This is a genomic window from Tundrisphaera macrotermitis, assembly GCF_051175315.1.
Lineage (GTDB): Bacteria > Planctomycetota > Planctomycetia > Isosphaerales > Isosphaeraceae > Tundrisphaera.
The window spans coordinates 1,657,667-1,683,486 of the sequence record NZ_CP195100.1 but is presented as its reverse complement, the minus strand read 5'-3'; the positions used below and the strand labels follow the sequence as shown (position 1 = coordinate 1,683,486).

At 69.0% G+C, this 25,820-nt stretch carries 23 protein-coding genes and 1 tRNA gene; 12 read left to right on the top strand and 12 right to left on the bottom strand.

The genetic code is table 11. The annotated features are described in order from the left end of the window. Positions 1 to 10: 10 nt before the first annotated feature. The 4 genes from TA3x_RS07165 (at position 11) to TA3x_RS07150 (ending at position 3,515) form a co-directional block, all read left to right on the top strand. A complete protein-coding gene (locus tag TA3x_RS07165) occupies positions 11 to 451 on the top strand; it encodes a hypothetical protein (RefSeq protein ID WP_435019701.1) in 441 nt (146 codons plus the stop codon). A gap of 252 nt (positions 452 to 703) precedes the next feature. Continuing rightward, positions 704 to 1,447 (top strand): (Fe-S)-binding protein, encoded by a 744-nt coding sequence (locus TA3x_RS07160; protein WP_435019699.1) that lies wholly within the window; start codon positions 704 to 706, stop codon positions 1,445 to 1,447. Between the two features lie 2 nt (positions 1,448 to 1,449). Further along, entirely contained in the window at positions 1,450 to 2,868 is a 1,419-nt protein-coding gene (locus TA3x_RS07155; RefSeq protein ID WP_435022307.1) for a LutB/LldF family L-lactate oxidation iron-sulfur protein, read from the top strand. Next, on the top strand, positions 2,865 to 3,515 hold the full coding sequence (locus TA3x_RS07150) for a LutC/YkgG family protein (RefSeq protein WP_435019697.1): 651 nt from the start codon (positions 2,865 to 2,867) through the stop codon (positions 3,513 to 3,515). Before TA3x_RS07155 ends, TA3x_RS07150 begins: the two co-directional genes overlap by 4 nt. A 20-nt stretch (positions 3,516 to 3,535) precedes the next feature. On the opposite strand, the gene recN is transcribed toward TA3x_RS07150, so the two are convergent. The 3 genes from recN to TA3x_RS07135 are packed head-to-tail and all read right to left on the bottom strand — an operon-like array spanning position 3,536 to position 7,544. Next, entirely contained in the window at positions 3,536 to 5,233 is a 1,698-nt protein-coding gene (gene recN / locus TA3x_RS07145; RefSeq protein ID WP_435019694.1) for a DNA repair protein RecN, read from the bottom strand. Between the two features lie 39 nt (positions 5,234 to 5,272). Then, a complete protein-coding gene (locus tag TA3x_RS07140; protein ID WP_435019692.1) occupies positions 5,273 to 6,034 on the bottom strand; it encodes an alpha/beta hydrolase in 762 nt (253 codons plus the stop codon). Next, positions 5,958 to 7,544, bottom strand: coding sequence for a class I SAM-dependent methyltransferase (locus TA3x_RS07135; RefSeq protein WP_435019689.1), 1,587 nt, complete (start codon positions 7,542 to 7,544; stop codon positions 5,958 to 5,960). Before TA3x_RS07135 ends, TA3x_RS07140 begins: the two co-directional genes overlap by 77 nt. A gap of 233 nt (positions 7,545 to 7,777) precedes the next feature. On the opposite strand from TA3x_RS07135, the gene TA3x_RS07130 reads away from it, so the two are divergent. The 4 genes from TA3x_RS07130 (at position 7,778) to TA3x_RS07115 (ending at position 11,748) form a co-directional block, all read left to right on the top strand. After that, positions 7,778 to 8,005 carry a hypothetical protein gene (locus TA3x_RS07130; protein WP_435019687.1) on the top strand — a complete coding sequence of 76 codons (228 nt, stop codon included), beginning with the start codon at positions 7,778 to 7,780 and terminating at the stop codon, positions 8,003 to 8,005. A gap of 4 nt (positions 8,006 to 8,009) precedes the next feature. Further along, entirely contained in the window at positions 8,010 to 8,732 is a 723-nt protein-coding gene (locus TA3x_RS07125) for a queuosine precursor transporter (RefSeq protein ID WP_435019685.1), read from the top strand. A 52-nt stretch (positions 8,733 to 8,784) separates the two neighbouring features. Beyond that, positions 8,785 to 10,617, top strand: a complete 1,833-nt coding sequence (gene glmS / locus TA3x_RS07120; protein WP_435019683.1) for a glutamine--fructose-6-phosphate transaminase (isomerizing) — start codon at positions 8,785 to 8,787, stop codon at positions 10,615 to 10,617. A gap of 279 nt (positions 10,618 to 10,896) precedes the next feature. Continuing rightward, positions 10,897 to 11,748, top strand: a complete 852-nt coding sequence (locus tag TA3x_RS07115) for a hypothetical protein (RefSeq protein WP_435019682.1) — start codon at positions 10,897 to 10,899, stop codon at positions 11,746 to 11,748. Here the strand turns inward: TA3x_RS07115 and purN are convergent. From purN to TA3x_RS07090, 5 genes are all read right to left on the bottom strand, one after another. Beyond that, positions 11,743 to 12,396 (bottom strand): phosphoribosylglycinamide formyltransferase, encoded by a 654-nt coding sequence (gene purN, locus TA3x_RS07110; RefSeq protein WP_435019680.1) that lies wholly within the window; start codon positions 12,394 to 12,396, stop codon positions 11,743 to 11,745. The genes TA3x_RS07115 and purN overlap by 6 nt on opposite strands. Position 12,397: 1 nt before the next feature. Beyond that, positions 12,398 to 15,208: an isoleucine--tRNA ligase gene (gene ileS, locus TA3x_RS07105; protein ID WP_435019678.1), complete on the bottom strand. Its 2,811-nt coding sequence runs from the start codon at positions 15,206 to 15,208 to the stop codon at positions 12,398 to 12,400. Positions 15,209 to 15,263: 55 nt separating this feature from the next. Then, positions 15,264 to 16,094 (bottom strand): purine-nucleoside phosphorylase, encoded by an 831-nt coding sequence (locus tag TA3x_RS07100; protein ID WP_435019676.1) that lies wholly within the window; start codon positions 16,092 to 16,094, stop codon positions 15,264 to 15,266. Between the two features lie 17 nt (positions 16,095 to 16,111). Beyond that, positions 16,112 to 16,537: a TPR end-of-group domain-containing protein gene (locus tag TA3x_RS07095; protein WP_435019674.1), complete on the bottom strand. Its 426-nt coding sequence runs from the start codon at positions 16,535 to 16,537 to the stop codon at positions 16,112 to 16,114. Between the two features lie 229 nt (positions 16,538 to 16,766). Next, positions 16,767 to 17,114: a hypothetical protein gene (locus TA3x_RS07090; protein WP_435019672.1), complete on the bottom strand. Its 348-nt coding sequence runs from the start codon at positions 17,112 to 17,114 to the stop codon at positions 16,767 to 16,769. 284 nt (positions 17,115 to 17,398) lie between these two features. Between TA3x_RS07090 and TA3x_RS07085 the strand changes: the two genes are divergently transcribed. Next, a tRNA-His gene (locus TA3x_RS07085) sits at positions 17,399 to 17,471 on the top strand. Between the two features lie 283 nt (positions 17,472 to 17,754). Here TA3x_RS07085 and rsgA read toward each other — a convergent pair. Then, positions 17,755 to 18,897 carry a ribosome small subunit-dependent GTPase A gene (rsgA, locus tag TA3x_RS07080; protein ID WP_435019670.1) on the bottom strand — a complete coding sequence of 381 codons (1,143 nt, stop codon included), beginning with the start codon at positions 18,895 to 18,897 and terminating at the stop codon, positions 17,755 to 17,757. 206 nt (positions 18,898 to 19,103) lie between these two features. Between rsgA and TA3x_RS07075 the strand changes: the two genes are divergently transcribed. The 3 genes from TA3x_RS07075 to TA3x_RS07065 all read left to right on the top strand — a co-directional run bounded on the left by TA3x_RS07075 (position 19,104) and on the right by TA3x_RS07065 (position 22,314). Continuing rightward, positions 19,104 to 21,275 carry a hypothetical protein gene (locus TA3x_RS07075; RefSeq protein ID WP_435019668.1) on the top strand — a complete coding sequence of 724 codons (2,172 nt, stop codon included), beginning with the start codon at positions 19,104 to 19,106 and terminating at the stop codon, positions 21,273 to 21,275. Next, positions 21,275 to 21,781 (top strand): tRNA (cytidine(34)-2'-O)-methyltransferase, encoded by a 507-nt coding sequence (locus TA3x_RS07070; protein WP_435019666.1) that lies wholly within the window; start codon positions 21,275 to 21,277, stop codon positions 21,779 to 21,781. Before TA3x_RS07075 ends, TA3x_RS07070 begins: the two co-directional genes overlap by 1 nt. A gap of 212 nt (positions 21,782 to 21,993) precedes the next feature. Beyond that, complete coding sequence (locus TA3x_RS07065) at positions 21,994 to 22,314, top strand: VanZ family protein (protein ID WP_435019664.1); 321 nt, start codon at positions 21,994 to 21,996, stop codon at positions 22,312 to 22,314. On the opposite strand, the gene TA3x_RS07060 is transcribed toward TA3x_RS07065, so the two are convergent. Genes TA3x_RS07060 through TA3x_RS07050 form a run of 3 tightly spaced genes read right to left on the bottom strand, consistent with a single transcriptional unit; the run spans position 22,286 to position 25,712 of the window. After that, complete coding sequence (locus TA3x_RS07060; RefSeq protein ID WP_435019662.1) at positions 22,286 to 24,043, bottom strand: putative ABC transporter permease subunit; 1,758 nt, start codon at positions 24,041 to 24,043, stop codon at positions 22,286 to 22,288. The two genes, TA3x_RS07065 and TA3x_RS07060, sit on opposite strands and share 29 nt — an antisense overlap. After that, complete coding sequence (locus TA3x_RS07055; protein ID WP_435019661.1) at positions 24,040 to 24,807, bottom strand: ABC transporter ATP-binding protein; 768 nt, start codon at positions 24,805 to 24,807, stop codon at positions 24,040 to 24,042. The genes TA3x_RS07060 and TA3x_RS07055 overlap by 4 nt, the downstream gene beginning before the upstream one ends. After that, positions 24,804 to 25,712 carry a hypothetical protein gene (locus tag TA3x_RS07050; RefSeq protein ID WP_435019659.1) on the bottom strand — a complete coding sequence of 303 codons (909 nt, stop codon included), beginning with the start codon at positions 25,710 to 25,712 and terminating at the stop codon, positions 24,804 to 24,806. Before TA3x_RS07050 ends, TA3x_RS07055 begins: the two co-directional genes overlap by 4 nt. Positions 25,713 to 25,820 lie beyond the last annotated feature (108 nt).

Here is a 25,820-nt window from a genome sequence, read left to right as displayed (position 1 = left end):
GGAGTCGCGAATGGGACAGCAGTACGATCCAGATCGCCTGATCGAAATCATCAGGGAAGGTTCCGAGAGATATGGGGAGGTGGACGACCATTTTTACGTCGACTACGCCCGGGGCTGCGGGCAAGCGGGCCTCCGCAAACTCGCGGAAATCATCAACGGGCAGATCGATGAGGCGGACGAGTCGATTGCCGTCTATGGCGCGATATTGATCATCCGATTACATCTCCCCGGGCGAGTGGCCGTCATCCGGGAAATCTTGAACCTGCCCTTCCGCTACCCAGGAGTGAGGGATGAGGTTTGGGGATTCATCCTCGACAATGCCAAAGAGATTCGGGAATTCCTCGAAGATGAGGAGTTCATCGCCGCGGTCCGACGTCTCGAGACGGGCAGCGGGTGGGTGAATAGGGTGATTGCGGAGTTCTTGGAGGAGAGCGAGAAGAGACGCAAGTGATCATCCAAATGGGCGTGGCCTAAAGTCGGTGGCTCGGCGGTCATCAGGGCGATCGACAAGATCCCGAGGGTCGCCAGGGCGGCGAAACGTCCCATCCGGAACGGAAGGCACGGCCGGCTTCGAATGCCGGGGTCGAGGCTGACCCGGGGCCTCCGGATCGGTTAAGATCGGCGATCTTCCTCGGAGCCAGGGGCGGGATCTCGGGCCGCGCGACCGCCGCGTGCATGGCCGATTTCCCCGGCGGAGCGACGCATGCGGGTTTCCCTGTTCATCACGTGCTTCAACGACACGATCTTCCCCCAGACCGGGCGGGCGGTGGTCCGCCTGCTGGAACGGCTGGGCCAGACGGTCGACTTCCCGATGGATCAGACCTGCTGCGGGCAGATGCACTTCAACACCGGCTATCAGCACGAGGCGATCCCGCTGGTCCGGCGATTCGTCGAGGTGTTCGGGGACGCCGAGGTCGTGGTCTCGCCGTCGGCGTCGTGCGTCGGCATGGTCCGGCACATGTACCCCAAGGCGGCCGAGATGTCGGGCGACGAGGGGCTGGCCAAGGCCGTCGAGCGGATCATCCCCAAGGTGTTCGAGCTGAGCGAATTCCTGGTCGAGAAGCTGGGCGTGGAGGACGTGGGCGCCTACTATCCCCACCGGGTCACGTATCACCCGACCTGCCACTCGCTGCGGATGCTCCGGGTCGGCGACGCCCCGTTGAAGCTGCTCCGCAAGGTCCGGGGGATCGATCTGGTCGAGCTGCCCCGGGCCAACGAGTGCTGCGGGTTCGGCGGGACGTTCGCGGTGAAGAACGCCGATACGTCGATGGCGATGCTCTCGGACAAGCTCCGGTGCGTGGCCGAGACCCGCGCCGAGGTCTGCTCGGCGGCCGATAATTCCTGCCTGATGCACATCGGCGGGGCCCTGCATCGCCAGAGGGCCGGGGTGGGCACGCTCCACCTCGCCGAGATCCTCGCCTCGACCGAACAGGAGCCGACCCCGTGACCATCGAGGCGATCCCGACATCCCCCGCAGTCCCCTTCCCCGAGGCCGCCAAGGTCGCGCTGGGCAACAGCCAGCTCCGCCGCAACATGGGCAAGGCCACCCAGACGATCCGCGGCAAAAGGGCCGCGGTCGTCGACGAGATGCCCGACTGGGAGGCCCTGCGCGAGGCCGGCCGGGCGATCAAGGAGCGGATCCTCCGCCACCTCGACGACTACCTGCTGGAGCTGGAAGCTTCCGTGCAGAGGGCCGGCGGCCACGTCCACTGGGCCCGCGACGCCGCCGAGGCCAACCGGATCATCGCCGGGATCGCCGACGACCACGGCGCCCGCGAGGTGGTGAAGGTCAAGTCTCTGACCACCGACGAGATCGGCCTCAACGAAGCCCTCCACAAGCGAGGGATCGAGGCCACCGAGACCGACCTCGCCGAGCTGATCGTCCAGCTGGCCGGCGACCGTTCGTCGCACATCCTGGTCCCGGCGATCCACAAGAATCGATCGGAGATCCGCGACCTGTTCCGGGCCAGGCTCGGCATCGACGAACTGTCCGACGAGCCCAGGGCCCTGGCCAACGCGGCCCGCGCCCACCTCCGCCGCAAGTTCCTGTCCGCCCCGATGGCCGTCAGCGGGGCCAACTTCGGCGTGGCCGAGACCGGCACGATCTCGGTGGTCGAGTCCGAGGGCAACGGCCGGATGTGCCTGACCCTGCCGCCGGTGCTGGTGTCGGTGATGGGGATCGAAAAAATCATCCCCCGCTGGCAAGATTTCGAGGTCTTCCTCCAGCTCCTGCCCCGCTCCTCGACCGGCGAGCGGATGAACCCATACACCTCGTTCTGGACCGGCGTGGCCCCCGGCGACGGGCCTCGCGAGTTCCACCTGATCCTGCTGGACAACGGCCGGAGCAAGGTGTTGGCCGACCCCGAGGGGCGATCGGCCCTGAACTGCATCCGCTGCAGCGCCTGCCTGAACATCTGCCCGGTCTACGAGCGGACCGGCGGCCACGCCTACAACTCGGTCTACCCCGGGCCGATCGGCGCGATCCTGACGCCGCAACTGGCGGGCGTCCACAACGCCAGCTCCTTGCCCTTCGCATCGTCGCTGTGCGGGGCGTGCTACGACGTCTGCCCGGTGAAGATCAACATCCCCGAGATCCTCGTCCACCTCCGGGGCAGGGTCATCCAGGACAAGCAGCGGAAGGGAGCGGCCGGCTTCGAAGGCGCCGCCATGAAGCTTTTGGCCCGGGTGTTCGCGAGCCGGTCTCTGTTCGAGCGGTCCCAGAAGCTCGGCCGGTTCGGCCAGAAGGCCGTCGTCCGCAAGGGTTACATCGAGTCCCTGCCGGGCCAGCTCGCCGGGTGGACCGCGATGCGCGACGTCTACCCGGTCGCCAATCAGACCTTCCGCGAGTGGTGGAGCCAGCGATCATGAGTGCGGACGCCAAGGCGGAAATCCTCGGGCGGATCGGCAAGGCCCTCCGCGACGTGCCCCGCGAGGAACGGCCCGACGACGTGGCGGTCGCCCGCGCCTACCTGACGGCCGACCCGGCCACGCCGGACGACCGGATCCACCGGTTCGCCGAACGGGTCGCCGAGTACCGCGCCACGGTCCACCGGGTCGCCCCCGAAGACCTGCCGGAGGCGATCCGGGCGGCCTGCGAGCGGCGCAACGCTCGCAACCTGGTCATCCCCGCCGACATCCCCCCGGAGTGGTTGCCGCCCGAAGTGAACGGCCTGCGCGACGAACCATTGACCAACGACCAGTTGAACGCGTCCGACGGCGTACTGACCGGCTGTGCCCTGGGGATCGCCCAGACCGGCACGATCGTCCTGGACGGCGGGCCGTTGCAGGGACGCCGGGCCCTGACCCTGCTGCCGGACTATCACCTTTGCGTGGTCCGGGCCGATCAGGTGGTGGGGCTGGTGCCCGAGGCGGTGGCGAAGCTCCACAACTCGGCCCGCACGCCGGGCCGGCCGATCACCTGGATCTCGGGCCCGTCGGCCACGTCGGACATCGAGCTGAACCGGGTCGAAGGAGTCCACGGCCCCCGGACGCTGGAGGTGTTGATCGTCGGCTGAAACGCAGAAAGTGAGCGGCCTCAGATGGCCGAGCGGGCCTCCAGGAGCATGGAAAGCGCCTCCTGGCGGGTCCCCTCGGCGGCGGAATCTCCCCGGAGCATGGCGGCGATCTCGGCCACGCGGTCGTTCTCGTCGAGCGGGGCGATGGTGGTCCAGGTCCGGCCGCGTTCGGTCTGCTTCCGGATGATCCACTGGTGGGCGGCGAAGCTGGCCATCTGCGGCAGGTGGGTCACGCAGATCACCTGGTGGTGTCGGGCCAGCTCGGCCAGCTTCTTGCCCAGGGCCGAGCCCAACCGTCCGCCGACCCCGGTGTCGATCTCGTCGAAGACCAGCGTCGGGGTCCGGTCGACCCCGGCCAGCGCGGTCTTCACCGCGAGCATGACCCGCGACAGCTCGCCGCCCGAGGCGATCTTGCGCAAGGGGCGGGCCTCGACCCCCGGGTTGGGGGCGAACAGGACTTCCACGCGGTCGGCCCCGCACTCCCCGGCCGGGGACGATCCGGGGTCGCTGCCGAACGGCTCGGTGACGACCTCGCACGTCAGCCGGGCGTCGGCCAAACCGAGGGCTTTCAGTTGGGATTGGACCGCCTTCGCCAGCCCCTTGCTGGCCTTGAGCCGGGCGGCGGACAGGGCCGCACCGGCCGCGACCACCTCGGACCAGGCGGCGGCGATCGGGGCGTCCAGGGCGTCGAGGTCGGCCTGGTCATGCTCGATCGTGGCGAGTTGCTTGGCGATCGCCTCGCGTCGCTCGGCCAGGTCGTCGGGCTCGCAGCGGAAACGGGCGGCGAGCCGGCGATACTGGGCCAGCCGGGTTTCCACCTCCTCCAGCCGGGCCGGGTCGTCGTCCCAGTTCTGCCCGAGGCGGCGGAGGGCGTAGGCGACCTCGCGGGCCTCGTCGGCCAGCCGGGCCAGATCGGCGGCGGCCTGGGCGTATTCGGGGATCGACTCGGCCAGCGGGGCGAGCTTCCGCGCGACCCGCTCCATCAGCTCCTGGGCCGAACGGTCGGACTCGTAGAGCAGGCTGAACCCGTCGAGAGCGACCTCGCGGACCTGACCGGCGTTGGCCAGGCGGTGGGCCTCGCGGGCCAGTTCCTCGGGCTCGCCGGGGCGGGGGTCGGCGGCGTCCAGCTCGTCCAGCTCGAACCGGAGCAGGTCCCGCTCGCGTTCCCGGCCGTGGGCCGCGGCATGCAAGGCGGCCCGGCGATCGCGCAAAGTGAGCAGGGCCGAGCGGCAAGACTGGTAGGCGTCCAGCAACGGGCCGACGCCGCCGAAGGCATCGAGGAACCTCCGCTGGCCGTCGGGGTCCAGCAGGGTCCGGGTCTCGTGCTGGCCGTGGACGTCAATCAGCCGGGCCCCCAGGGCGCGGAGGGTGGCGACCGACGCCGGCAGGCCGTTGACGTGGGCCGATCCCCGGCCCGAGGCCGAGACCCGGCGGGTCACGATCAGGGAGTCATCGTCGAGCGGGCCGCCCAGGATCGCCTCGACGTCGGCCCGGAGCGCCGGGTCGGACACGTCGAACGCGGCGGCGGCCCGCGCCTCCTCCCGCCCGGCGCGGACCAGGTCGGCCGAGGCCTTGCCGCCCAGGATCAGGCCCAGGGCGGTCAGCAGCAGGCTCTTGCCGGCGCCGGTCTCGCCCGTCCAGGCGCAATAGCCGGGGCGGAGTTCGATCCGGGCGTCTTCGATCAGGGCGAGGTTCTGCACCGAGAGTTCGCGGAGCACGGCTCGAGATCCTCCGGGCCGGGCGGCGGGGCCGCCGGTTCAGGGTTTCTTGGCGTCCAGGCCCAGGTTGCGGGCGTGGAAGGCGATCGCCTGGCGGACATGCTCATCCCAGTAGGCCCAGTCGTGGGACCCCGGGAATTCCTGGTACTCGTGGGGGATGTGCAGGCCGTCGAGGTGGGCGTGGAAGGCCCGGTTCTGGTCGAGCAGGAAGTCCTCGGTCCCGCAGTCGATCCGCATCGGCGGTATCAGGCCGTGGTCGACCTTCTCGACGATGGCGAACGGGTCTTCCATCCCGCCCTTGGGGTTGGCCCCGAAGATCCGGGTCAGCTCCGGGCCGAACCGCGAGGTCGCCTCCGGCTTGCGGAACAGGCCGACCGCCCCGGAGTGGGAGTTGATGCTGCCGAACAGGTCCAGGTGCTTGAGCCCCAGCTTGATCGCCCCGTAGCCGCCCATGGACAGCCCGCCGATGGCGCGTCCGCCCTTCTCGGCCTTGACCGGGAAGGTCCGTTCGACCAGGCCCCGGACGTCCTTGATCAGGTCGTCCTCGTAGGCCATGCCGGCGACGGCGTTGGTGTACCAGCCCCGGCCGCCGTCGGGCATCACGACCACCATCGGCAAGTTGCCGACGTACCGCTCGATGCTGGTCCGGCGGGCCCAGATCGTGTGGTCGTCCGACAGCCCGTGCAGGAGGTAGAACACCGACCAGGGGCGCGGGATCGCCGGATCATCGGGGAAGATGATGTTGAAGGCCGATGCTTTCTGCAAGGACCGGCTCTGATACTGGATCGTCGCGAAAGCCATCGGTCGGCCTCGTCGGGTGGGTGGCGGTCGTGAGGGGGCTCGGAGGCCTGTCATGGTCGCCGATGCGTCGCAGGGCCGCCAGGTCCAGCCGCCCGAGCAATGCCTTGGTGATCGGCCGCTTGGCGTCGCGGAAGCTCAGGGCTTGGATCAAGTCGAGCGCCTCCCGGCCGTTGAGCAGGGCGGCGACCTCCTCCGCCTCGGCGGGGGTCTCGAACGGGAGGAAATAGCAGGTGTCATCGAACAGGACCGGGCGGCCATCGACCGGGGCGATCGCCCGGAACTTCGGCTCCTTGTGGAAGCCGGACACCGCCACCTTGCCGGGGGCGAACGTGTAATCCCCGACCCCGAACAGGGCGAACCGGGGCCGCCCGCGATAGATCGACGACCGCCTCCGATCGAAGTCCTCCGCGTGGTCCTGGAGGTAACGCCAGAGCCGCGGCGCCTCCTGTTCCAGAGCGTCGGTGGGGTGATTGAGCCGGGGCTGGGTGACGATCACCAGCCGGCGCGGCCGCGGGCCATCCTTCGCGGCCAGGTCGGAACCCTTGAGCAGCGGGAACAGGTACTCTGGCTCGACGTCGACCACCTCGCCGCGCCGGTTGCGGATCCGATCGCCGTCGTCCACCAGCTCCATCACGTCGGCGGCGTCGTGCTTGATCCCCTGGCGCCACTCGATCCCGCAGATCCCGTCGGCGTGGGCCACCTTCCGATAGGCGTCCAGGTCGGCGATCAGGCGGTTCCCCGACCGGCCGATCCGGACGCTCGGGGCCGGGGCGTCCAGGCCGTCGTGCACGGGGAGTTCGCGGGCCTTCTCGCCCGGCCCGATCTCGGCCACCAGGAGCCCGGCGTCCACGGCGGCTCCGAACCAGCGATGGGCGTCGATCCGGTAGAGCCGCGAAGTGACCACCGGCAGGTCGGCCAACTCCAGGGTCCGGAACAGGTTGCGGGCCACGGCCGTCTTGCCCAGGAGGGCGATCGTGGGACGTTCGTGGGCCAGCTCGCGGATCAACTTGATCCACAGGGCCTCGGAGATGTCGAAGTTCGACGCGCCGGTCAGGGCGTCCAGCCCGCGCGAGCCGTGCGGGTTCGACCGGGGCGCGGTGTCCACGCCCCCCGATGCCCCGAGCCCGGCCACCGTCACCCAGGGCAGGTTGCCCACCACCAGCAACCGCCCGGCCTCGGCCCAGTCCAACGCACCCAGGTCGACCCGGAACAGGTCGGCCAGCTCGACGACGGCCCGGACATCCCGCGGCGCGGCGGCGGCGACGGCCCGCGCCGCTTCGCAGTGGGCCGGTTGGATCTCGAAGCCGCGGATCTCGCGGGGCCGGTCGGGGCGGCGGAGCAGTCCGGCGAGGAACGCCCCGTGCCCGCAGGTCGGTTCGAGCACCCGATCGAACCGCCCGCCGATCGGCCCGAGCCGATCCAGGACCGCGTCGACCAGCCCCGGGGGCGTCTGCCAATCGCCGAAATCCTTGCGGATCGAGGCGGCCGGGTCTCCGTTGCGAACGTTCAACGCAGTCACCTCGCGATTCGCCCCGGCGGCACGCCACCATCCGGGACGATTATGAAACGAGCCATCGGTGGACGCAAGAACAGAACTGGAAAAATGCTCTTTGTCGATGCCTCACCCCACTCGACGCAGGCTGGGCGGGCCGAACGGGCCGGTCCTGCCCTGGCCAACCGAAGCCTAGGCCGTTACGATCGTCCCGGCGCCGCGATCGTCCCGGTACTTCGAGAATCCTCGCCATGACGATCCCTCGGCAACGCCTCGGCCTGATCTTCCGCCTGCTCGGCCCGGCCATCGAAGGGCTGAGTTTGGTCGCCCTGGTGCGTTACGGGCGGCAGGGCCGGACGTGGCTGGGGCGGCCGCTCGAACACTTCCTGTATGCGGGGCTGGCCCTCGGGCTGGTTCTGGTCGTCGTCGGGCTCGTCCTCTCCCAGTTCCCCGGCCGGCGTCGCGACGAGGAGCTTTGAACGCATGGCGACCGACGTGTCGTGGGACGAGCCGGGGGCGGTGGCGAAGGGGCCGCGCACCTATCGTTATTATGACTTCCTGATGGCGGCGTTCGTCACGATCCTGATCTGCTCCAACTTCATCTCGGTGCCGAAGCGGGTCACGGTCGGGCCGCTCACCTTCGGGGCGGGGGTCCTGTTCTTCCCGATCAGCTACCTGTTCGGCGACATCCTGACCGAGGTCTACGGATACGCCCGTTCGCGCAAGGTGGTCTGGGCCGGGTTCACGGCGCTGGTGTTCGCCTCGTTCATGAGCTGGGTCGTGCTGATGCTGCCCCCGGACCCGCGCTGGCCGAACCAGAAGGCGTACGAGGCGATCTTCGGCAACGCCCCCCGGGTGGTCCTGGCCTCGATCTCGGCGTTCTTCGTCGGCGAGTTCGTCAACTCCTACGTCATGGCCAAGGTCAAGGTCCGCACGCAAGGCCGGTTCCTCTGGGTCCGCACGATCGGATCGACGATCGTGGGGGAGGCCGCCGACTCGCTGATCTTCTACCCAATCGCCTTCCTGGGCGTCTGGCCGAATGATCGGCTGATCCAGGTGCTGATCACGAACTACACGCTCAAGGTCACCTGGGAAGTCCTGGCCACTCCGCTGACCTACTTCGTCGTGAACGCCCTGAAACGGGCCGAATCGGAAGATCATTACGACATCGATACCGACTTCACGCCGTTCTCGCTGCAGACCTGATCGGAGGGGCCGGGACGGACGACCCGGCCGGATCGGACCAAGGAGGCGGATCATGTGCGGGATCGTGGGCTATACCGGGCCGCGCGAGGCGAGCCCGATCCTCCTGGCCGGGCTGCGTCGCCTGGAATATCGCGGCTACGATAGCTCGGGGCTGGCCGTGCTCGACGGGGCCGCGCTCTCGGTCCGCAAGAAGGCGGGGCGGGTCCGGGCGCTGGAGGAGTCGCTCGGGGCGGATCCGGCCCAGGGATCGACCGGGATCAGCCATACGCGATGGGCGACCCACGGCCCGGCCACCGACGGCAACGCCCATCCCCACGTCGGCGGGGGCGGGTCGGTCGCGGTCGTCCACAACGGGGTGATCGAGAATTATGCCGCCCTGCGCCGCGACCTCGAAGCCGTAGGGATCGTCTTCCGGAGCCAGACCGACACCGAGGTCGTCGCCCACCTGATCGCCCGCGAACTCGGCGACGGCTCCGACCTGTTCGGGGCCGTCCAGCGGGCCCTGCCCCACATGGAGGGGACCTACGGGCTGGCGGTGGTCAGCCCCCGATGCCCGGGCGAGGTGGTCGGTGCCCGGCTCGGATCTCCGCTGGTGGTCGGGCTCGGCGACGGCGAGCACCTGATCGCCAGCGACGCCTCGGCGATCGCCCCGCACACGACCCGGGTGGCCTACCTCCAGGATGGCGAGATCGTCCGCCTCTCCCCGCGCGACTTCGAGATCCGCCACCGCGAGCACGGGCCGATCACCCCGAGGATCGACCGCCTCGACTGGTCGCCCGACGCCTCGGAGCTGGGCGAGCACGACCACTACATGCAGAAGGAGATCCGCGAGCAGCCCGAGACGGTACGCGACGCCTGCCGGGGACGGCTCCGCCGCGCCGAGGGGACGGCGCAGTTCGGCGGGCTGAACCTCTCCGCGAGGCAACTGCGGCGGGTCCGCCGGGTGGTGTTCGCCGCGTGCGGGACGAGCTGGCACGCCGCCCTGGTGGGCGAGTACCTGATCGAGCGGCTGGCCAACCTGCCGGTGGAGGTCGAGTACGCCGGCGAGTTCCGCTATCGCAACGCCCCGCTCGACGACCGGACGTTGGTCTTCGTCCTGAGCCAGTCGGGCGAGACCGCCGACACCCTGGGGGCGCTCCGCGAGGCCAGGCGGCGCGGCCATCCCACGCTGGCGATCTGCAACGTGGTGGGCAGCACCATCGCCCGCGAGGCCGACGGCGGGATCTACCTCCACGCCGGCCCGGAGGTCGGCGTGGCCAGCACCAAGGCGTTCTCGGCGCAGGTCGTGGTGATGACCCTGCTGGCGCTCCACCTCGGCCGGCTCCGCCACCTGTCCTACCCCGCCGGGTTGGAGGTCGTCGAGGCCCTGGAAGGCGTGCCCGACCTGCTCGGGCGGGTGCTGGCGACGGAACCCCTCATCGTTCGTGCCGCCGAGCGGCTGGCCGAGGCCCGGAGCGTGATCTACCTGGGCCGGGACCTGCTGTTCCCGGTCGCCCTGGAAGGGGCCTTGAAGCTCAAGGAGATCAGCTACATCCACGCCGAGGGCTATCCCACGGCCGAGATGAAGCACGGCCCGCTCGCCCTGATCGACCCGAGCACGCCCACGGTCTTCGTCGCCCCCCGGAACGCCCTCCACGGCAAGACGCTAGGCAACATCGAGGAGGTCCGCGCCCGGCTCGGCCCGGTGATCGCCGTGGGCACCGAGGGGGACGACCACCTCTCCGGATTATGCGACGCCTTCCTACCGATCCCCGACGCCCCGGAGATCATCCAGCCCCTGCTGGCCGTCGTCCCGCTCCAACTCCTCGCCTACCACGTCGCCCGCCTCCGCGGCTGCGACATCGACAAGCCGAGGAACCTGGCCAAGAGCGTGACCGTCGAATGAATGGCCCGATGCGACCGGAAACCCGACCCACGAACCGCCACGGCCCTAATCATGATACGAGACATGGAAAAACTCGGGACGAATCGCAGGTCGTTCTCGCTGACTCGCAGGCCCCCGATCCTGTACACGACGGCGTTCCGGGCGAAGGCGGGCGAGGTCGAGGTTTTCGAGCCGTACGAGGAGAACCTGCCGTTGGAGGCGGGTTTCTATACGTTCGTCCTCGACGAGGAGGGACGCTTCCGGATCCGGCGGGGCAACACCTCATCCCACGCCGGGTTCGTGAAGTGCGGTCCGGTCGGGGCCGCCGGGCATTTTCAGATCAACCGGGCTGGTAACGTCTCAGAAATCTTTTGCATCAGCCTTGATTACCGGATCTTCGTCCGCCAAGGATCGCATCCGACGGCAATATTTGTCATGGACTCGTTCCGGAATCACCATGCGCTCGAATTGAGCCCGCTGGCGATCTTCCGCTTCAAGCGTGACACATACGGCACTTACTTCTTGTCTTTGGACGGCGAACCCATCGCCGATCCGGCCGGTCGTCAGGAGTTATTGGTTCGCGAAGGGGAGGGCCCGGCTGTCGAGCGTCCGTTCACCGACGAGGAACGCCGAGCGTTCGCCGGATACCGACCCTCACCCCCGCCACAACGCTATGCCATGCACCTCGACCAGCAGGTCCTCAACCTCGAGTCGGATGATGCGGAGGGGTTCGAGATCGGCCCGGGTGTCCCTCCCTATTCCCCCGATTCGCCGGCCCTAACTAGCGGCAGGAAGGCGTTCGTGATCGATCGCGAGGGGTGGGTCATCATCGGGAATGGCCACCACATCCTGTCCGGCGGCAACGAGGTTGGGGCGGCTGGCCAGATCATCGTCGAGCCGAGCGGCGTGATTGGCCAGATCAACCTCAACTTCAGCGGGCATTATCGCCCGCCCCTGGACGCGACCTACGCGAGATATACTTATCGCGTCCTGGCATCTCATCCGCTCCTGACGCTCGCGCCCGACTGCATCATTACAGGGCGAAAGTTCGATGATCTCGACGTCCATTCGTCGAACCTGAAGTTCTCCGCCGAGGAACTCCTGTCCGACGATCCCGAACTCGACGAGTTGATCGAATACGCGATGCTATGACCGGATCGAAACCCGCCGGCCGTCGACGTGCAGGCGGCCCTCGGCGAAGAGGCGGATCGCCTCGGGGAGGGCCTCGCACTCGGCGTCGAAGACGCGGGCGGCCAGGGTGTCCGGGGTGTCGTCGTCGAGGACCGGGACGGTGCTCTGGAGGATGATCGGGCCGGTGTCGTAGGTGGCGTCGGCGAAGTGGACCGTGCAGCCGGAGACCTTGACGCCGGATTCGATCGCGGCCTCGTGGACGGCGTGGCCGTGGAAGCCCTTGCCGCAGAAGGCCGGGATCAACGAGGGGTGGATGTTGATGACCCGGCCGGCGTAGTCGTCGGGGATGTCGACGAGGGCGAGGAAGCCGCCCAGCACGACGAGGTCGACGCCCTGGGAGCGGATCGGGGCGAAGACGGCGGCGCTGAAGTCGGCCAGGGGACGCTTGCCCCGGCCCTCGACGGCCACCGGGATGCCGGCCCGCTCGGCCCGGGCGATGGCGCCGATGCCGGGGCGGCTGGCGATGACCTGGACCACCGAGGCGGCGAGCCGGCCGTCGGCGATCCGGTCCAGGAGATTTTGCAAGGTCGTCCCGCCGCCCGAGGCGCAGACGGCCAGGCGGATCGGCGGGTCGAGGATCGGCACGGGTCGGGGTCCGGTCGTGGCCACCTCAAGCTCCCGCCGGGAGGGCCGAGACCACGCCGGCGCACCGGCCGCACAGGGTCGGGTGGGCCGGGTCCTGGCCCACGGTCGGACGCAGGTTCCAGCAGCGCTCGCACTTGGCGTGCGGCGACTTGGCGGCGGTCACGGTCTCCTTGCCCGACCCCTGCCCGTCGGCGACGACCTCGACCTCGGAGACGAGGCAGAGGGTCGCGAGCAGGTCGTGGTCGAGCCGGGCGGCCCCGGCGGCGTCGGTGTGGACGGTGATCGACGCTTCCTGGGCGCTGCCGATCAGCTTCTGCTTCCGCATCCCTTCCAGGGCGACCAGGGCCGTATCTCGCAGCGACCGGAGGACCTCCCAGCGGGCATCGCGGTCGGCATCGTCCCAGGCGGGGTCGGGCTCGGGCATGGCGGCGAGGTGGACGCTGGCGGCGCGGTCGTCGCCGGGCGGGAGGACGTCCCAGATCTCCTCGGCGGTGTGCGGGATGATCGGCGCCAGGAGCCGGGCGAGGTCGCGGTGGAGCCGGGCCAGGACGAACCGGGCCGCCGAGCGGTCGGGGCCGTCGGGGGCGTCGGCGTAGAGGCGGTCCTTGAGGACGTCGAGGTAGAAGCTCGACAGGTCCACGGCGCAGAACTGGTAGATCCGTTGATAGACCCGGTACAGCTCGAACCTTTCGTAGGACTCGACCACGTCGCGGATCACCCGGTTCAGTTGCCCGAGCGCCCACCGGTCGATCTCGTGGAGCGATGCCGGGTCGACCGAGGCGGGATCGAACCCGGCGTAGTCGCCGAGGTTGCCCAGGAGGTAGCGGAAGGTGTTGCGGATCTTGCGATACGCCTCCGACGCCTCCTTGATGCCCCGCTCGCTCATCTTGAGGTCGTCGGCGTAGTCGAGGCTGGCGACGTAGAGCCGGAGCACGTCGGCGCCGTACTGGTCGGTCATCTTGACGGCCGAGATGGCGTTGCCGCCCGACTTGGCCATTTTCTTCCCCTTGTCGTCGACGATGAACCCGTGGGTCAGCACCGACTCGAACGGGGCGCGGCCGTTGACAGCCACCGAGGTCAGGATCGACGACTGGAACCAGCCGCGATGCTGGTCCGACCCCTCCAGGTAGAGGTAGGCCGGGAAGTCGAGCCCGTAGGACGGTTCCTTCAACACGGCGCGATGGCTCGAACCGGACTCGAACCAGACGTCGAGGATGTCCCCTTCCTTGCGGAACTTGGTCCCGCCGCACTTGGGGCAGGCGGCCCCGGGCGGCAGCAGGTCGGCCGCGTCGCGCGAGAACCAGGCGTCGGCCCCGTGGGCGCGGAACAGGTCGCGGAAGTGGCGGACGGTGTCGGCGGTCAAAAGCTGGGTGTCGCAGCTTTCGCAGCCCAGGGCCGGGATCGGCACGCCCCAGGATCGCTGGCGGCTGATGCACCAGTCGGGCCGGCCGGAGACCATCGCCTCGATCCGCGACCGGCCCCAGGCGGGATGCCAGGAGACCTCGTCGTTGATCTTTTGCAGGGTCTTGGCTCGCAGGTCGTCGTGGTCGACGGCGACGAACCATTGCTCGGTGGCGCGGAAGATCACCGGCTTCTTGCAACGCCAGCAGTGGGGGTAGCTGTGGTTGAACGTGAAGTCGTGGAAGTAGAACCCCGAGGCGCGGACCATCTCGATCACGTCGGGGTTGGCCTTCAGGACGTTCTTGCCGACCAGGTTCGCCGGGGCCTCGTCGGTGAACCGCCCATAGGCGTCGACCGGGCTGATCGTCGGGAGGTTGTAGGCGAGCCCGGCCTGGTAGTCCTCGGTGCCATGCCCCGTGGCGGTGTGGACCAGCCCGGTGCCGTCCTCGGCGCTGACGTACGGCGCCAGGATGATCGGCGACTCGCGGTCGAGGAAGATGTGCCGATAGCGGGCGTTTTCCAGGTCACGCCCCTTGGCCCGTCCGAGTTCCTCGTGCTCCGCGATCCCCCGCAGGGCGAGCACCTTGCTGACGAGGTCGGCGGCGAGGATCGTCTGCACGGCCTGCCCGGTGGCGGGGTCGTTGTAACGGATCCCGCAGTAGACGAGGTCGGGGTGGACGGCGATGGCGACGTTGGCCGGCAGGGTCCACGGGGTCGTGGTCCAGATCATCGCGTGCCAGGGCCCCGGCCCCCACGCCTCGGGAGTCCCTGCGACGATCGGGAAGTTGACGTAGATGCTGGACGAGGTCACGTCGGCGTATTCGAGTTCCGCCTCGGCCAGCGCGGTGCGGTCGGTGAAGCACCAGTGGATCGGCTTGAGCTGGCGGAAGATCGAACCGTTGTCCAGCAGGCCGGCCAGCACGTCCATCACGCCCGCCTCGTAGCGGGGGTCGAGCGTGAGGTACGGATTCTCCCAGTCGCCGGAGATCCCCAGGCGGCGGAACTGGTCGCGCTGGATGCCGACCCACTTCATCGCCTCGTCGTGGCAGAGCGAGCGGATCTCGGCGGTGGTCTTGCCGGCCCCGGCGGAGCCGAGGTCCTTCATGACCTTGTGCTCGATCGGCAGGCCGTGGCAGTCCCAGCCCGGGACGTACGGGCTATCGAACCCGCGCATCGTCAGCGAGCGGACCACCACGTCCTTGAGCACCTTGTTGAGCAGGTGCCCCATGTGGATCTCGCCGTTGGCATACGGCGGGCCGTCGTGGAGGATCCGGCGGGGCCGGCCCTGCCGGGACCGGCGGATCTGGGCGTAGAGGTCCTGCTCCCGCCACCGTTCCTGGCACTTCGGCTCGCGAGTGGCCAGGTTGGCCTTCATCTCGAACGCGGTGACGGGGAGGTTCAGCGTGTCTTTGTAGGGCTTGGCCGGGATCGTCATCGATGGCTCTTGCTTCCGGGCCCGGCGGGTGGGCCGGGAGGGGCTTCCTCGGTTCTCAGGCGTCCAGGCCTTCCAGGACCTTGCGGACGATCAGCCGCAGCGAGCTTTCCGCCTGGCGGGCGACGGCCAGGATCTCCTCGATGCGCACCGGCTCCAGGGCATCGGGCAGGCACAGGTCGGTCACGATCGAGAAGCCCAGCACCTTCATCCCGGCGTGGACCGCGACCAGGACCTCGGGCACCGTGGACATGCCGACCACGTCGGCCCCGATGGCGCGGAGGAAGCGGTACTCGGCGCGGGTCTCCAGGTTCGGCCCGGAGACCGCCACGTAGACCCCGCGATGGGCGACGATGTTCGCCTCCATCGCCACCTTCAGCGCCCGGTCCTGCAGCGCCCGGTCATACGGGGCGATCAGGTCGGGGAACCGCGGCCCGAGGCGGTCGTCGTTGGGGCCGATCAGGGGGTTGATCCCCATCAGATTGATGTGGTCGTCGATGACGACCAGATCCCCCTTGGAGTGGAGCGGATTCAGGCCGCCGGCCGCGTTGGAGACGATCAGGGTCTCGCACCCGAGGGCGCGGAGGACGCGGATCGGGAAGGTGACCTGCGCGGCGGTGTAGCCTTCGTAGCTGTGGAACCGCCCTTCCATCGCCATGACCGTGTGGCCGGCGAGTTTCCCGCAGACGAGCTGCCCCTTGTGGCTGGTCACCGTGGAGCGCGGGAAGTGGGGGATGTCAGGATACGGGATCGTCGCCTCGGCCTCGATCTCCTCGGCCAGCGCCCCGAGGCCGGTGCCCAGGACCATCCCGATCTTGGGAGTGCCGTTCCAGCGGCTGCGGACGACCTTGGCGGCTTCCTCGACATCATCCCAGGTGTGGCATTGCATCGTGCGGGAGTCTCGTCTCAATGGCGGCGGAGTAGGCGTTGGAACCGCGGGTCGCGGCGGAGCGATTTCAGGTCGGGGTCGTGCCGGAGGTGGTAGATGTGGGAATACCCCAGCCGGATCGACCGCTCCAGGGCGTCGAGGGCCCGATCGGTCATGCCGAGCAGGGCGTAGCTGCACGCCAGGTTGTACCAGGGGATGGGGCGCTCGGGCCGGAGGCGGGCCAGTTGCAGGTCCGCCTGGAGGGCGCGATTGTAGAGCCCCTTGGCCGCCAGATTATTCGCGTGGACCCGAAGCGCATCACCATAGAGAGGATCGCGTTCCAGGACACGTCCGAGGAAATCCAGTTCGAAATCGAGCTGGCTCTGCTCACGCAGCCGACGTGTCGAGGTCTCGGGGACCGACGAGTCGAACGATTCTTCCGGTCGATCGTTGTCCGCGGGCATTCCGGGGGCGCTCCGTTCCTATCCGTGTCGATCGGATCAGGATCAGGCCCCGCTTCGTCGCCGATCCGCGTCGCGGGGCCACCCATAGGATAGCCGACGATACACCCGGAACAAAGCGAAAGTCCCCATTTTTCGACAACGACCGGCGAGGTGTCGCAGGGCACCCCGGGTTTCGGGAACCCCCCCGCCTGCGACGGGAGGGGCCGTGGTCCGTCGGTCTCGACCCCGATTAAAGGTCGTCGAGTTCCTCGTCTTCCTCGTCGAGGTCGTCGAGATCGTCGTCGTCCTCGTCGTCGAGGTCATCATCCTCGTCGAGGTCGATCTCGTCGATCTCCAGATCTTCCTCGTCGAGGTCGTCGTCGTCGAGGTCGTCATCATCGTCGAGGTCGTCGTCGTCGTCGAGGTCGTCGTCGTCGAGGTCGTCATCCTCGTCGAGGTCGTCGTCGTCGAGATCGTCCTCGGCTTCTTCGTCGCCGGGATGACGGTCGAAGAGCGGAGGGGCAAGACGGCCGAATTCGGTGGCCTCGTCCTCGACGGGACGGTCAGCGATCATGGCCAAGGCGGCGCGTTCCCACATCTTACGGTCCTCAGAGGAAGGGGGCGATCTCGAAGACCCCCGTCTCGGTCGACTACGCGAATCTCGGCCCGCACCCCCAGCATCCCGGCGCGATGCCTCGGGGGCGGAGCCTTATTGGTAGGAGAGACATCGGTCGTTGTCAAGCCGCTCCAACAGGGTAATCCCGGCCGGGACCCGGGCAATTATCGATGAGGATCCCTTTCCCACGCCCGGGCCCGAGGAAATCGACCTGGGTTATTGACTTCGCCGGCTCGCTCCACTATCGTGAGAACTCGCCGACGATGGTGGCTGTGGCCTAGCGGTTAAGGCACCAGATTGTGGATCTGGATATCGCGGGTTCGAATCCCGTCAGCCACCCTGCCTTCCCCTTCCCCGTCTGAACTCTCAGACCCGCTCATATCGCAAAGCTCCAATCATCCCCCCAACGGGCGGAGCTTCTCAGCCTCGGTTGATCAGAAAATCAACCGCGGCTTCGACGAGCCTTGATCCCTGCGTCGAAACGATGTGCGCCCCCTTGCCGGGGCCGCCGATCCCAGGGTCATCCATCTCCCTGCTATGACTCGCGAGCCGACGCGGGCTGCCCCGGTTTGCCGCGTGCGACGACGCCGCGCCCCGGGGTGCTCCATCGTCCCCGGCCCGGTCAGCCCTCCTCGAAGGGCTGCTGGGCGAACAGCTTGAGGTAGCTCTCGTAGCGGCCCAGGTGGATCTGCCCCCAGTGCACGGCCTCCTTCACCGAGCATTCGGACTCGTGGGTGTGGGTGCAGTCGGGGAACTTGCACGACGGGATGTAGGGGCGGAACTCGACGAAATGGGCCTCGACCTCGGCCGGGTCCACGTCCCAGAGTTCGAACTGGCGGAGCCCCGGGGTATCCACGACGAACCCGCCCGACTCCAGGCGGATCAGCTCGGCGGCGGTGGTCGTGTGCTTCCCCTTGCCGGTCCAGTCGGCCACCTCGCGGACGCGGAGGTTGAGCCCGGGCTGGATGGCGTTGAGCAGCGAACTCTTGCCGACGCCGCTCTGCCCCGAGAACGCCGTGGCCCCCTGCTTGAGCAATTCCCGGAGCCGCGCCAGCCCGGTGCCGTTGGCGGCCGAGGTGGCCAGGGTCTCGTAGCCCAGCTGGGTGTAGAGGCCGATGATCCACTGGTAATCGGCCAGGTCGACCAGGTCCGACTTGTTGAGCAGGATGATCGGCCGGACGCCCCCCTTCTCCGCCGAGATCAGGTAGCGGTCGACCAGCGGGAGTTTCAGGCCGGGTTCGGACAGGGCCGAGACGATCAGGAGCTGGTCGACGTTGGAGACGATCACGTGCTCGCGGCGGCGGTAGCCGCGGGTGATCATCCCGGACCGGGGCTCGACCCGCTCGATCAGCCCTTCATCGCCGCTGGGGCGATACCAGACCCGATCGCCGACGGCGACCACGTTGCGGCCGTCGATGGCCAGGGTCTTGAGGATCCGGCGGACGTTGCACCGGACCTCCCGTCCGTCGTCCCCCTGGACGACCGAGACCAGCCCGTGGATCCGGACGACCCGGCCCGGCAGGCAAGAGGACAGGTCGACGGCCAGCCGCGGGGAGGCCGACTCGTCCTCCCCCTCGGCGACCTCGTGGATCACGGTCCGGTGCCGCGACAGCTCCCCCTTGGCGCGGACCCGCTCGGCCGACGCGGTGTCGGCCAGCGCGTTGCCCCGCTCCCCCTCGCCGAAATCGCGGGTCAGGTTGTTGGCCCGGGTCCGCTTCTGGCGGTTCTTGTTGAACGCCACCCGGACTTTCTTCTTCTTTGCCACGGAAGACCCCCGACCCTTTCGTTCGACTCGATATCGTCTCCAGGCTATGTCTCGGCGAACGGCCGTGTCAAAGCCTTGCCCAAAATCGGCCTCCGGCGTGTTGGCGCGGGGCGGGGGCCGACTTACCATGCGGGTGGGCGGGGCTCGTCCGGCGCCGCGCCACGACCCGGCCGATCGGACCAGCGAGCCTCGAAAGGATCGCCATCGTGCGACGCATCTCCCATCGACTCTCCCCATCCCTCGGCCTGGCCCTCGGGCTGGCCCTGATCGCGGCCCTGCCGGCTCGCGGCCAGGCCCCCTCACCGGGAGCGGACGCGAACTCGTTGGCACGGTTCGTCCCCAAGGATGACACCGTCCTTTATCTGGAGTTCGACGGCCTCGACGCCCACGACGCCGCCTGGCAGCGGACCGCCGCTTACAAGATCCTCAACGCGACCTCCGCCGGCGGGATGATCCGGGACGTGCTCACCCAGCTCCTCGACAAGCTCAAGGTCCCGGGCGGCGGCCGGAACCTGGCGTTGGTGGAGCATGCCCTCCGCGCCGGATTCGTCGTGGCGGCCGGCGGCAAGATGGAGACCGATCAGCCGTTCCACATCGTGGTGGTCATCCGCAAGGCCTTCTCCAATCGCGATGTCCGCCCGGCGCTGGCGTATGCCCTGTCCAGCCTGGACGCCCCGGAGACCAAGGCCAAGGCGGTCGTCCGCCAGGGCCACAAGGTCATGAGCGGCACCCTCGACCCCGGTATGGCCCGCGCCTTGCCCACGGGCAACACCTACTCGTGGTGGGTCGAGGAGACCAAAAAAGAGGACGTGGTCCTGGTCTTCCCAACGCTGGAAGCGACCGACCTGATCCTGGATACCCTCGACGGCAAGACGCCGAACGCCATCGACCACCCCCTCCGCGCCGGGCTGATGACCCCGGAGAACGGCTTCGAGCCGGTCGCCGCGGCCTTCATCAACCCCAAGTCCACCGGCTTCAAGAAGAATCCCCAGCTCGGGCTCGACGAAGCGACCCGGATCGATGTCCGCTGGGGCTTCCAGGACGACGCCCTCCAGACCGTGTTCCGGGTGGCGACGCCGTCGCCCCGCCGGGGGATGCTCGGGTTCGCGGAGGGGGCGACCTTCAATAAGGCGTCTCTCCCCCCCCTGCCCGACAACGTGACCGGCTTCACCGTGGCGTCGGTCGATACGAAAGCCGCCTTCGATCAGGTCCTCGCGGCGGCCGGCTCGGCCTCGCCCGACGCGGCCGGGCGGATCAACGCGGCGCTCGACTCGATCCAGGGCAAGGGGAAGCTCAAGCTCCGCGACGACATCCTGGGCCGGCTCGGCCCGAAGATGGCCTTCTATGCCCTGCCCGTCCGGGCCTCGGACCCCCCCGCCCCGCCGCCCCTCGGCGCCGTGCTGGGGATGATGGGCATGACCCAGGTTCCCCGGGGCGTGGCGATCTTCGAGGTCGATGACCCGGTCGCCTTCGGCCGGTCGCTCGACGAGTTGATGATCATCGTGAATCGGGAGATCAAGGCCGCCGCCGTCCCGCCCAAGCCGCCGGAGCCGCCCGCCGCCGGTGCCGAGGCGCCGCGAGGCCGGGCCCTGGCGATCCCCTCGCCCGAGTTCCGCCTCAGCCCGGGCTCGCCCAAGACCTACATCTTCGCCGTCCCGCCCGAGCTCTCGAAGACCTTCCCGCCGTCGCTCCGGCCGTCGATCCGGGTCGGGGACAAGCACGTGGTCATCGCGATGAGTTCGGAGGCCGCCCGCGACGCCCTGGAACCCAAGACCACATGGACGCCCCCGGCCGACCTGGCCGCGGCCTTCGGGTCGATGTCGGCGAAGCTGAAGTTCCTCCAGGTCGGCGACGACCGCGCGGGGATCGCGACGACCCTGGCGAGCCTGCCCGCGAAGGTCCAGATCCTGGCGAACTCGCCGATCTTCCGGCCGAAGCCCGCGGGGGCCCCGGCGGCCCCGGGGACGGCCCCCGGCGCACCGACCGGCGACGCCCCGGCCATCCCCCCCGCCGAGGCCGAGGCCACGCCCCCCGGGGCGTCCGGAGCCCCGGGATCCACCCCGCCGGCGGCTCCGGCGGCGATCGTGATCCAGGTCGCGCCGGGCAAGCTGCCGTCGGCCGATACGGTCAAGGGGATGCTCTTCCCCTCGATCACCCGGGTCGAGGTCGAATCGGACGAGGTGCGCCTGATCTCCCGGGTGGCCTTCCCGGACATCTCCGGGCTGTCCTACGCCCCCGCGGCCGCGGTGCTGGCCAATCCCGCCGCCCGGGGCGGGGCCTTGCCCGGGTTCGTGCCCGGCGGGCCGCAGCCGGATCCCAACGTCCCCGCCCCGGGGACGGGCGGCGTCTCCCCCCGCGGGCGGGCCTCGGACCGCTGATGAGCGAAGAACCGGAGATCGCGCGGGCCGGCGATGCGTCGGCGGCCGGCGCGTTTCATGTGATCCTGGTGGAGCCCGAGATCGCCGGCAACGTCGGCGCCATCGGGCGGACCTGCGTCGCGGCGGGGGCCATCCTCTGGATGGTCCGCCCGCTCGGCTTCCACCTCACCGATCGCCACATCCGCCGCGCCGGGCTCGATTACTGGCCCCACCTGACCTATCGGGTCGTCGACCACATGGACGAGGTGGTCGAGGCCCTGGGGGACGGCCGCCTCTGGTCGTTCACCACCAAGACCCGGCGGAGCTTCACCGAAGCCGCCTACCGGCCCGGCGACGGGCTGGTCTTCGGCCCGGAGAGCCGGGGCCTGGCGTCGTCCTGGCTCGCGACCCAGGGCGACCAGTCCGTGCGCATCCCGATCCGCCCCGAGGCACGCAGCCTCAACCTGGGGACGGCCGTCGCCATCGGGCTGTTCGAGGCGGTGCGTCAGGCGGGCGCCCCGGGGTGATCCGGGTGCCGGCCCGGCCCGCGATCGGTTAGAGTGGGCCGGCCAGGCGGGCACCCCGCTCGCCGGACATCCGACGCCCCGATCCGGCGGCCGGCGCGGCCGGGACGCCCGATCCGGAACCCCGGTGGAGCCACCTCGCGATGTCCCCACGCCCTGTCATGCTGCTTTCCTGGGTCGTTATCATATTGGGGCTGTGCTGGTATCCGAAATCGATGATGCCGATCCAGGAAGGGGCCGGCACCGGCCTGCACCTCCCCCACCTGGACAAGGTCGTCCATTTCGGGATGTTCGCGGTCCTGGGCTGGTTGGGCATGTACGCCGGCCGGAAGCCGGGGCCCCCCCGGTATCGTGGGATCTTTCTGCTCGGGCTGGGGCTGGCGATCCTCAGCGAACTGGGGCAGATGATGCCGTTCGTCCACCGCGACGCCGGGCTGGACGACCTGGCCGCCGACATGACCGGGGTGATCGTCGGGCTGGCGACCTATGCCTTCGCCCGGCCCGGCGTCAGAGTTCCATCTCCTGAAACGCCCTGATCCCGATCCGCAGCGGCAGCACCGTGCCCACCACCCCGACGATCAGGCTGACCAGGATGGCGATGGTCATCCAGAACCGGAACTGGGGCTCGGACAGGGTCGTGCCGACCAGGTCCGGGGCGTCGGCGCCGGCGAAGTAGAAGTGGCACGGCACCGCCAGCGAGGTCACGATCGCGACGATGAATGCCAGGCTCACCAGCAGGTTCAGCGTCCCCCCGAACCCGGCGGCGATCTTCGACGGGTCCACCTCCTTGAGGTTGGCCAGCCGCGCCCCCAGCCCGACGCTGATCCCGGAAAGCCCCAGGCAGAGCACCGCCACCATCCCGACGTGAAGCAAAATCATCGCCGGCCCCATCCGGAGCATCAGGTCGCTCAGGATCACCAGGACCTCGGTGGCGACCAGCGAGATCCCCGCCGAGAACGCGAACTTGCCCCAGAGGATCGAGGCCCTTTTCAGCGGCAGGAGCCCGAGCACCCAGAAGTTCCGGCCCTCCAGAGACATCAGAGGGAAGATGAACCGGCTGGTGAACGTCGAGAGGATCAGCGCCGTCACCGAGAGGTTCAGGAAGCTGATCAGGTTCCGCCAGTACGGCTTCTGGACGTCGTAGCTCAGGCGGCGGATGTTGATGAAGTAGAACGCCAGGAGCCCGAAGAAGATCAGGAACTGCGACCACTGCGCCGGGTCGCGTCGGAAGGTCCGCAAATCCTTGAGGATCAAAAGCCGGATCGGGCTGGGCAGGAAGAAGAACACCCGGTGGAAGGCCGCATCCAGGCCGTACAGGCCGTGCCGACGCCGCGAGGATCGCCCCCCCTGGACCCGGCCATAGCCGAGCCGGTACAGGTCGCGGGCGGTCGCCGCGGCGATCAGGTAGGCCAGGCCGGCATGGGCCGCGATGACCGTCAGGTAGAACCGGGCGTCGGCCCAGTCGCCCCGGACCGACGCGACCAGCCCCGCCGAGATCCATCGGCTCGGCCAGAGCGGGTGGCGGCTGAATTCGAGCCGGCCGAACAGGCCGTCGATCCAGTCCGAGCTGAACGGGTCGCCGCTCATCCGCCAGACGCGGACGAGGAACACCACCAGCAACAACGCCACGGCCCCGGCGCCGAGGCCGATGATCGTCTTCCGGCGTCGGGGGAAGAACGCCGCCACGAGGATGCAGGCGATCGCCCCCAGGCTCCCCGGGATCAGCACGAACGCGGCGAAGAAGATCGGGAAGATCGCATAGAATTGCCAGGTCGCATCCTCGACGATCCCGAAGGCGACCATCATCGGGCTGCCCAGGAGGAGGAACGCCCAGCTCGAATAGCCCAGCGATTCCGCGAACTTGTAGGCGAAGATCCGGTCCGACGAGGCGGGCGTCGTGAGCAGGTAGGCCGCCTCTCGCGATTGGAACAATCCGGTGTAGAGGATGATCCCTGTCGAGAAGATCAGCATGATCAGCAGGGACAGGAAGAACATGCTGAAGATGACCTCGACCAGCTCCCCGGACAGGTTCGGGATGAACTGCTTGAGGAACTGGAATCCCTCGAAGAAGAAGCCGAACAGCCCGGCCCAGAAGATCGCGCTGCAGATGGCGATCATGCTGACGCGGAGCCGCGACCCGGCCAGGATCGACCGGACGCCGTTGCTGGCGAGCCGCCACCTCAGGTTCCGGAAGGCCGAGCGGGCCTGCTCGGGGGTGGTCAGGCGAGGCTCGACGATGGTGGGGGGGATGCCGTTGCCGTTCACGATTCCACGCCCCTGGCCCCAGCCAGCGGGGTCCCATCGAGCAGCGGCCGGTCGCCGCCGGTCACCTTGAGGAACAGGTCTTCCAGGGGGCCGTGGTGCTGGACCTTCTCGCGGAGTTCGGCCAGCGTGCCCTGGGCCAGCATCCGGCCGTGGTCGACGATGCCGATCGAATCGGCCAGCTCCTCGGCGATCGACAGGAGGTGGGTCGACATCAGGACCGCGACCCCGGAGCGGGCCTGGGCCACGAACAGGTCCTTGACGATCCGGGCGCTGCGCGGGTCGAGCCCGACCAGGGGCTCGTCGACGATCAGCACCTTGGGCTCGTGCACGAGGGCGGCGGCGAAGACGACCCGCTGCTTCATCCCGTGGGAATAGTTCTCGCTCAGCTCGTCGACGTAGTCGTTCATCTCGAACACGTCGATCAGCTCGCCGATCTTCCGGGTCGAGGCCCGGAGGTCGAGCCCGTACATCTCGACCACGAACCGGAGGAACTCCCGGCCCGTGAGCTTCTCGTACAGGTAAGGCTGGTCGGGGACGTAGGCGATCAGCTGCCGGGCCTGGGGGCTGGCGGCCGGGTAGCCCCCCACCCGGACCACGCCCGAGGTCGGCCGCAAGAGGCCGCAGACCATCTTGATCGTCGTCGTCTTGCCCGCCCCGTTGGGCCCGAGGAAGGCGAACAGCTCGCCGGCCCGGACGCCGAGGTCGAGTTGGTCCACGGCCTTGCGGGCCCCGAAGGTCTTGGTCACGCCCCGCAGTTCGATCATGGAGCTTTGCTCTCGGTCGGGGTGCCGTCGCCGGGCCCGGGGATGCGTTCCAGGATCAGCTTGACGAACGGGAACGGCACCTCCTGGCGGAGGACCAGGCCGTCGGGGCGGACCCAGGTCCGCGCCGTCAGGTTGGGCGGCAGGTGGTGGACGACTTCCAGGGTGGTGATGACGCTGTTGCCCCAGTGGATGGCATGCTTGCCGGCCACCTCGACGGTGACGATCTCGACCCGGCCGGTGAGCGGGCTCACCACCCGGCTCTCCCAGCGCTGGCCGACCTGGAGGCCGGGCATCCGGTCGATCGGCCCCACGGAGTTCTCGACCATGCCCCTCGGCTCGTAGGGGAAGGGCCGATTCCAGTTCAGGAGGGGGACCGGGTACGGGCTCCGGCAGACGACGAACAATTGCTTGCCGTTGACCCGGCCGTCCAGGGTGATGAGATTCTCCGAGTCGTGCTCCCGATCCCGGTCGCGGGCCTTTCGCAGGTCCAGGCCGCCGGCCGCCGGCCGGACCGTGGACCGGAAGCTGAGGAGGTTGCCCGACTGGTCGATCTCGGCCGAGTTGGAGATGTCGACCGCCTCGTCGTGCGCCGAGGCCAGGGGCGTGCCCCGGAGCAGGCGGGCCGAGTCGACCCGGATGTCGCTGGTCAGCTCGATCGTGCCATCGTCGCGGCGGCGGGAGTCGGTCACGGCCTGGCCGACCGAGTGGAGGTTCCTCAGGTTGGCGTCGTCGGCCACCATGATGTCCCACCGCGTCGGCCCCGCGCTCGCCTCGGCCTTGGCGATCGACCGCATGTCGGGCGGGGGCGTGATGATCAGGTCGGGCAGGATATCCCGACGGAACAGGCCGAACGCCGCATACACCCAGAACGACAGGATGGCGACGCAGGCCATTCGCGAGGGCATGGGACGTTCTCTCGGACGAGGATGGGTCGTTCCACTATACGAAAGCCGATCGGCCGAGCAAACGGGTGGGCCGGGCGCCGGGCCTGTTTCTTCGGGTTGACGCGCCCG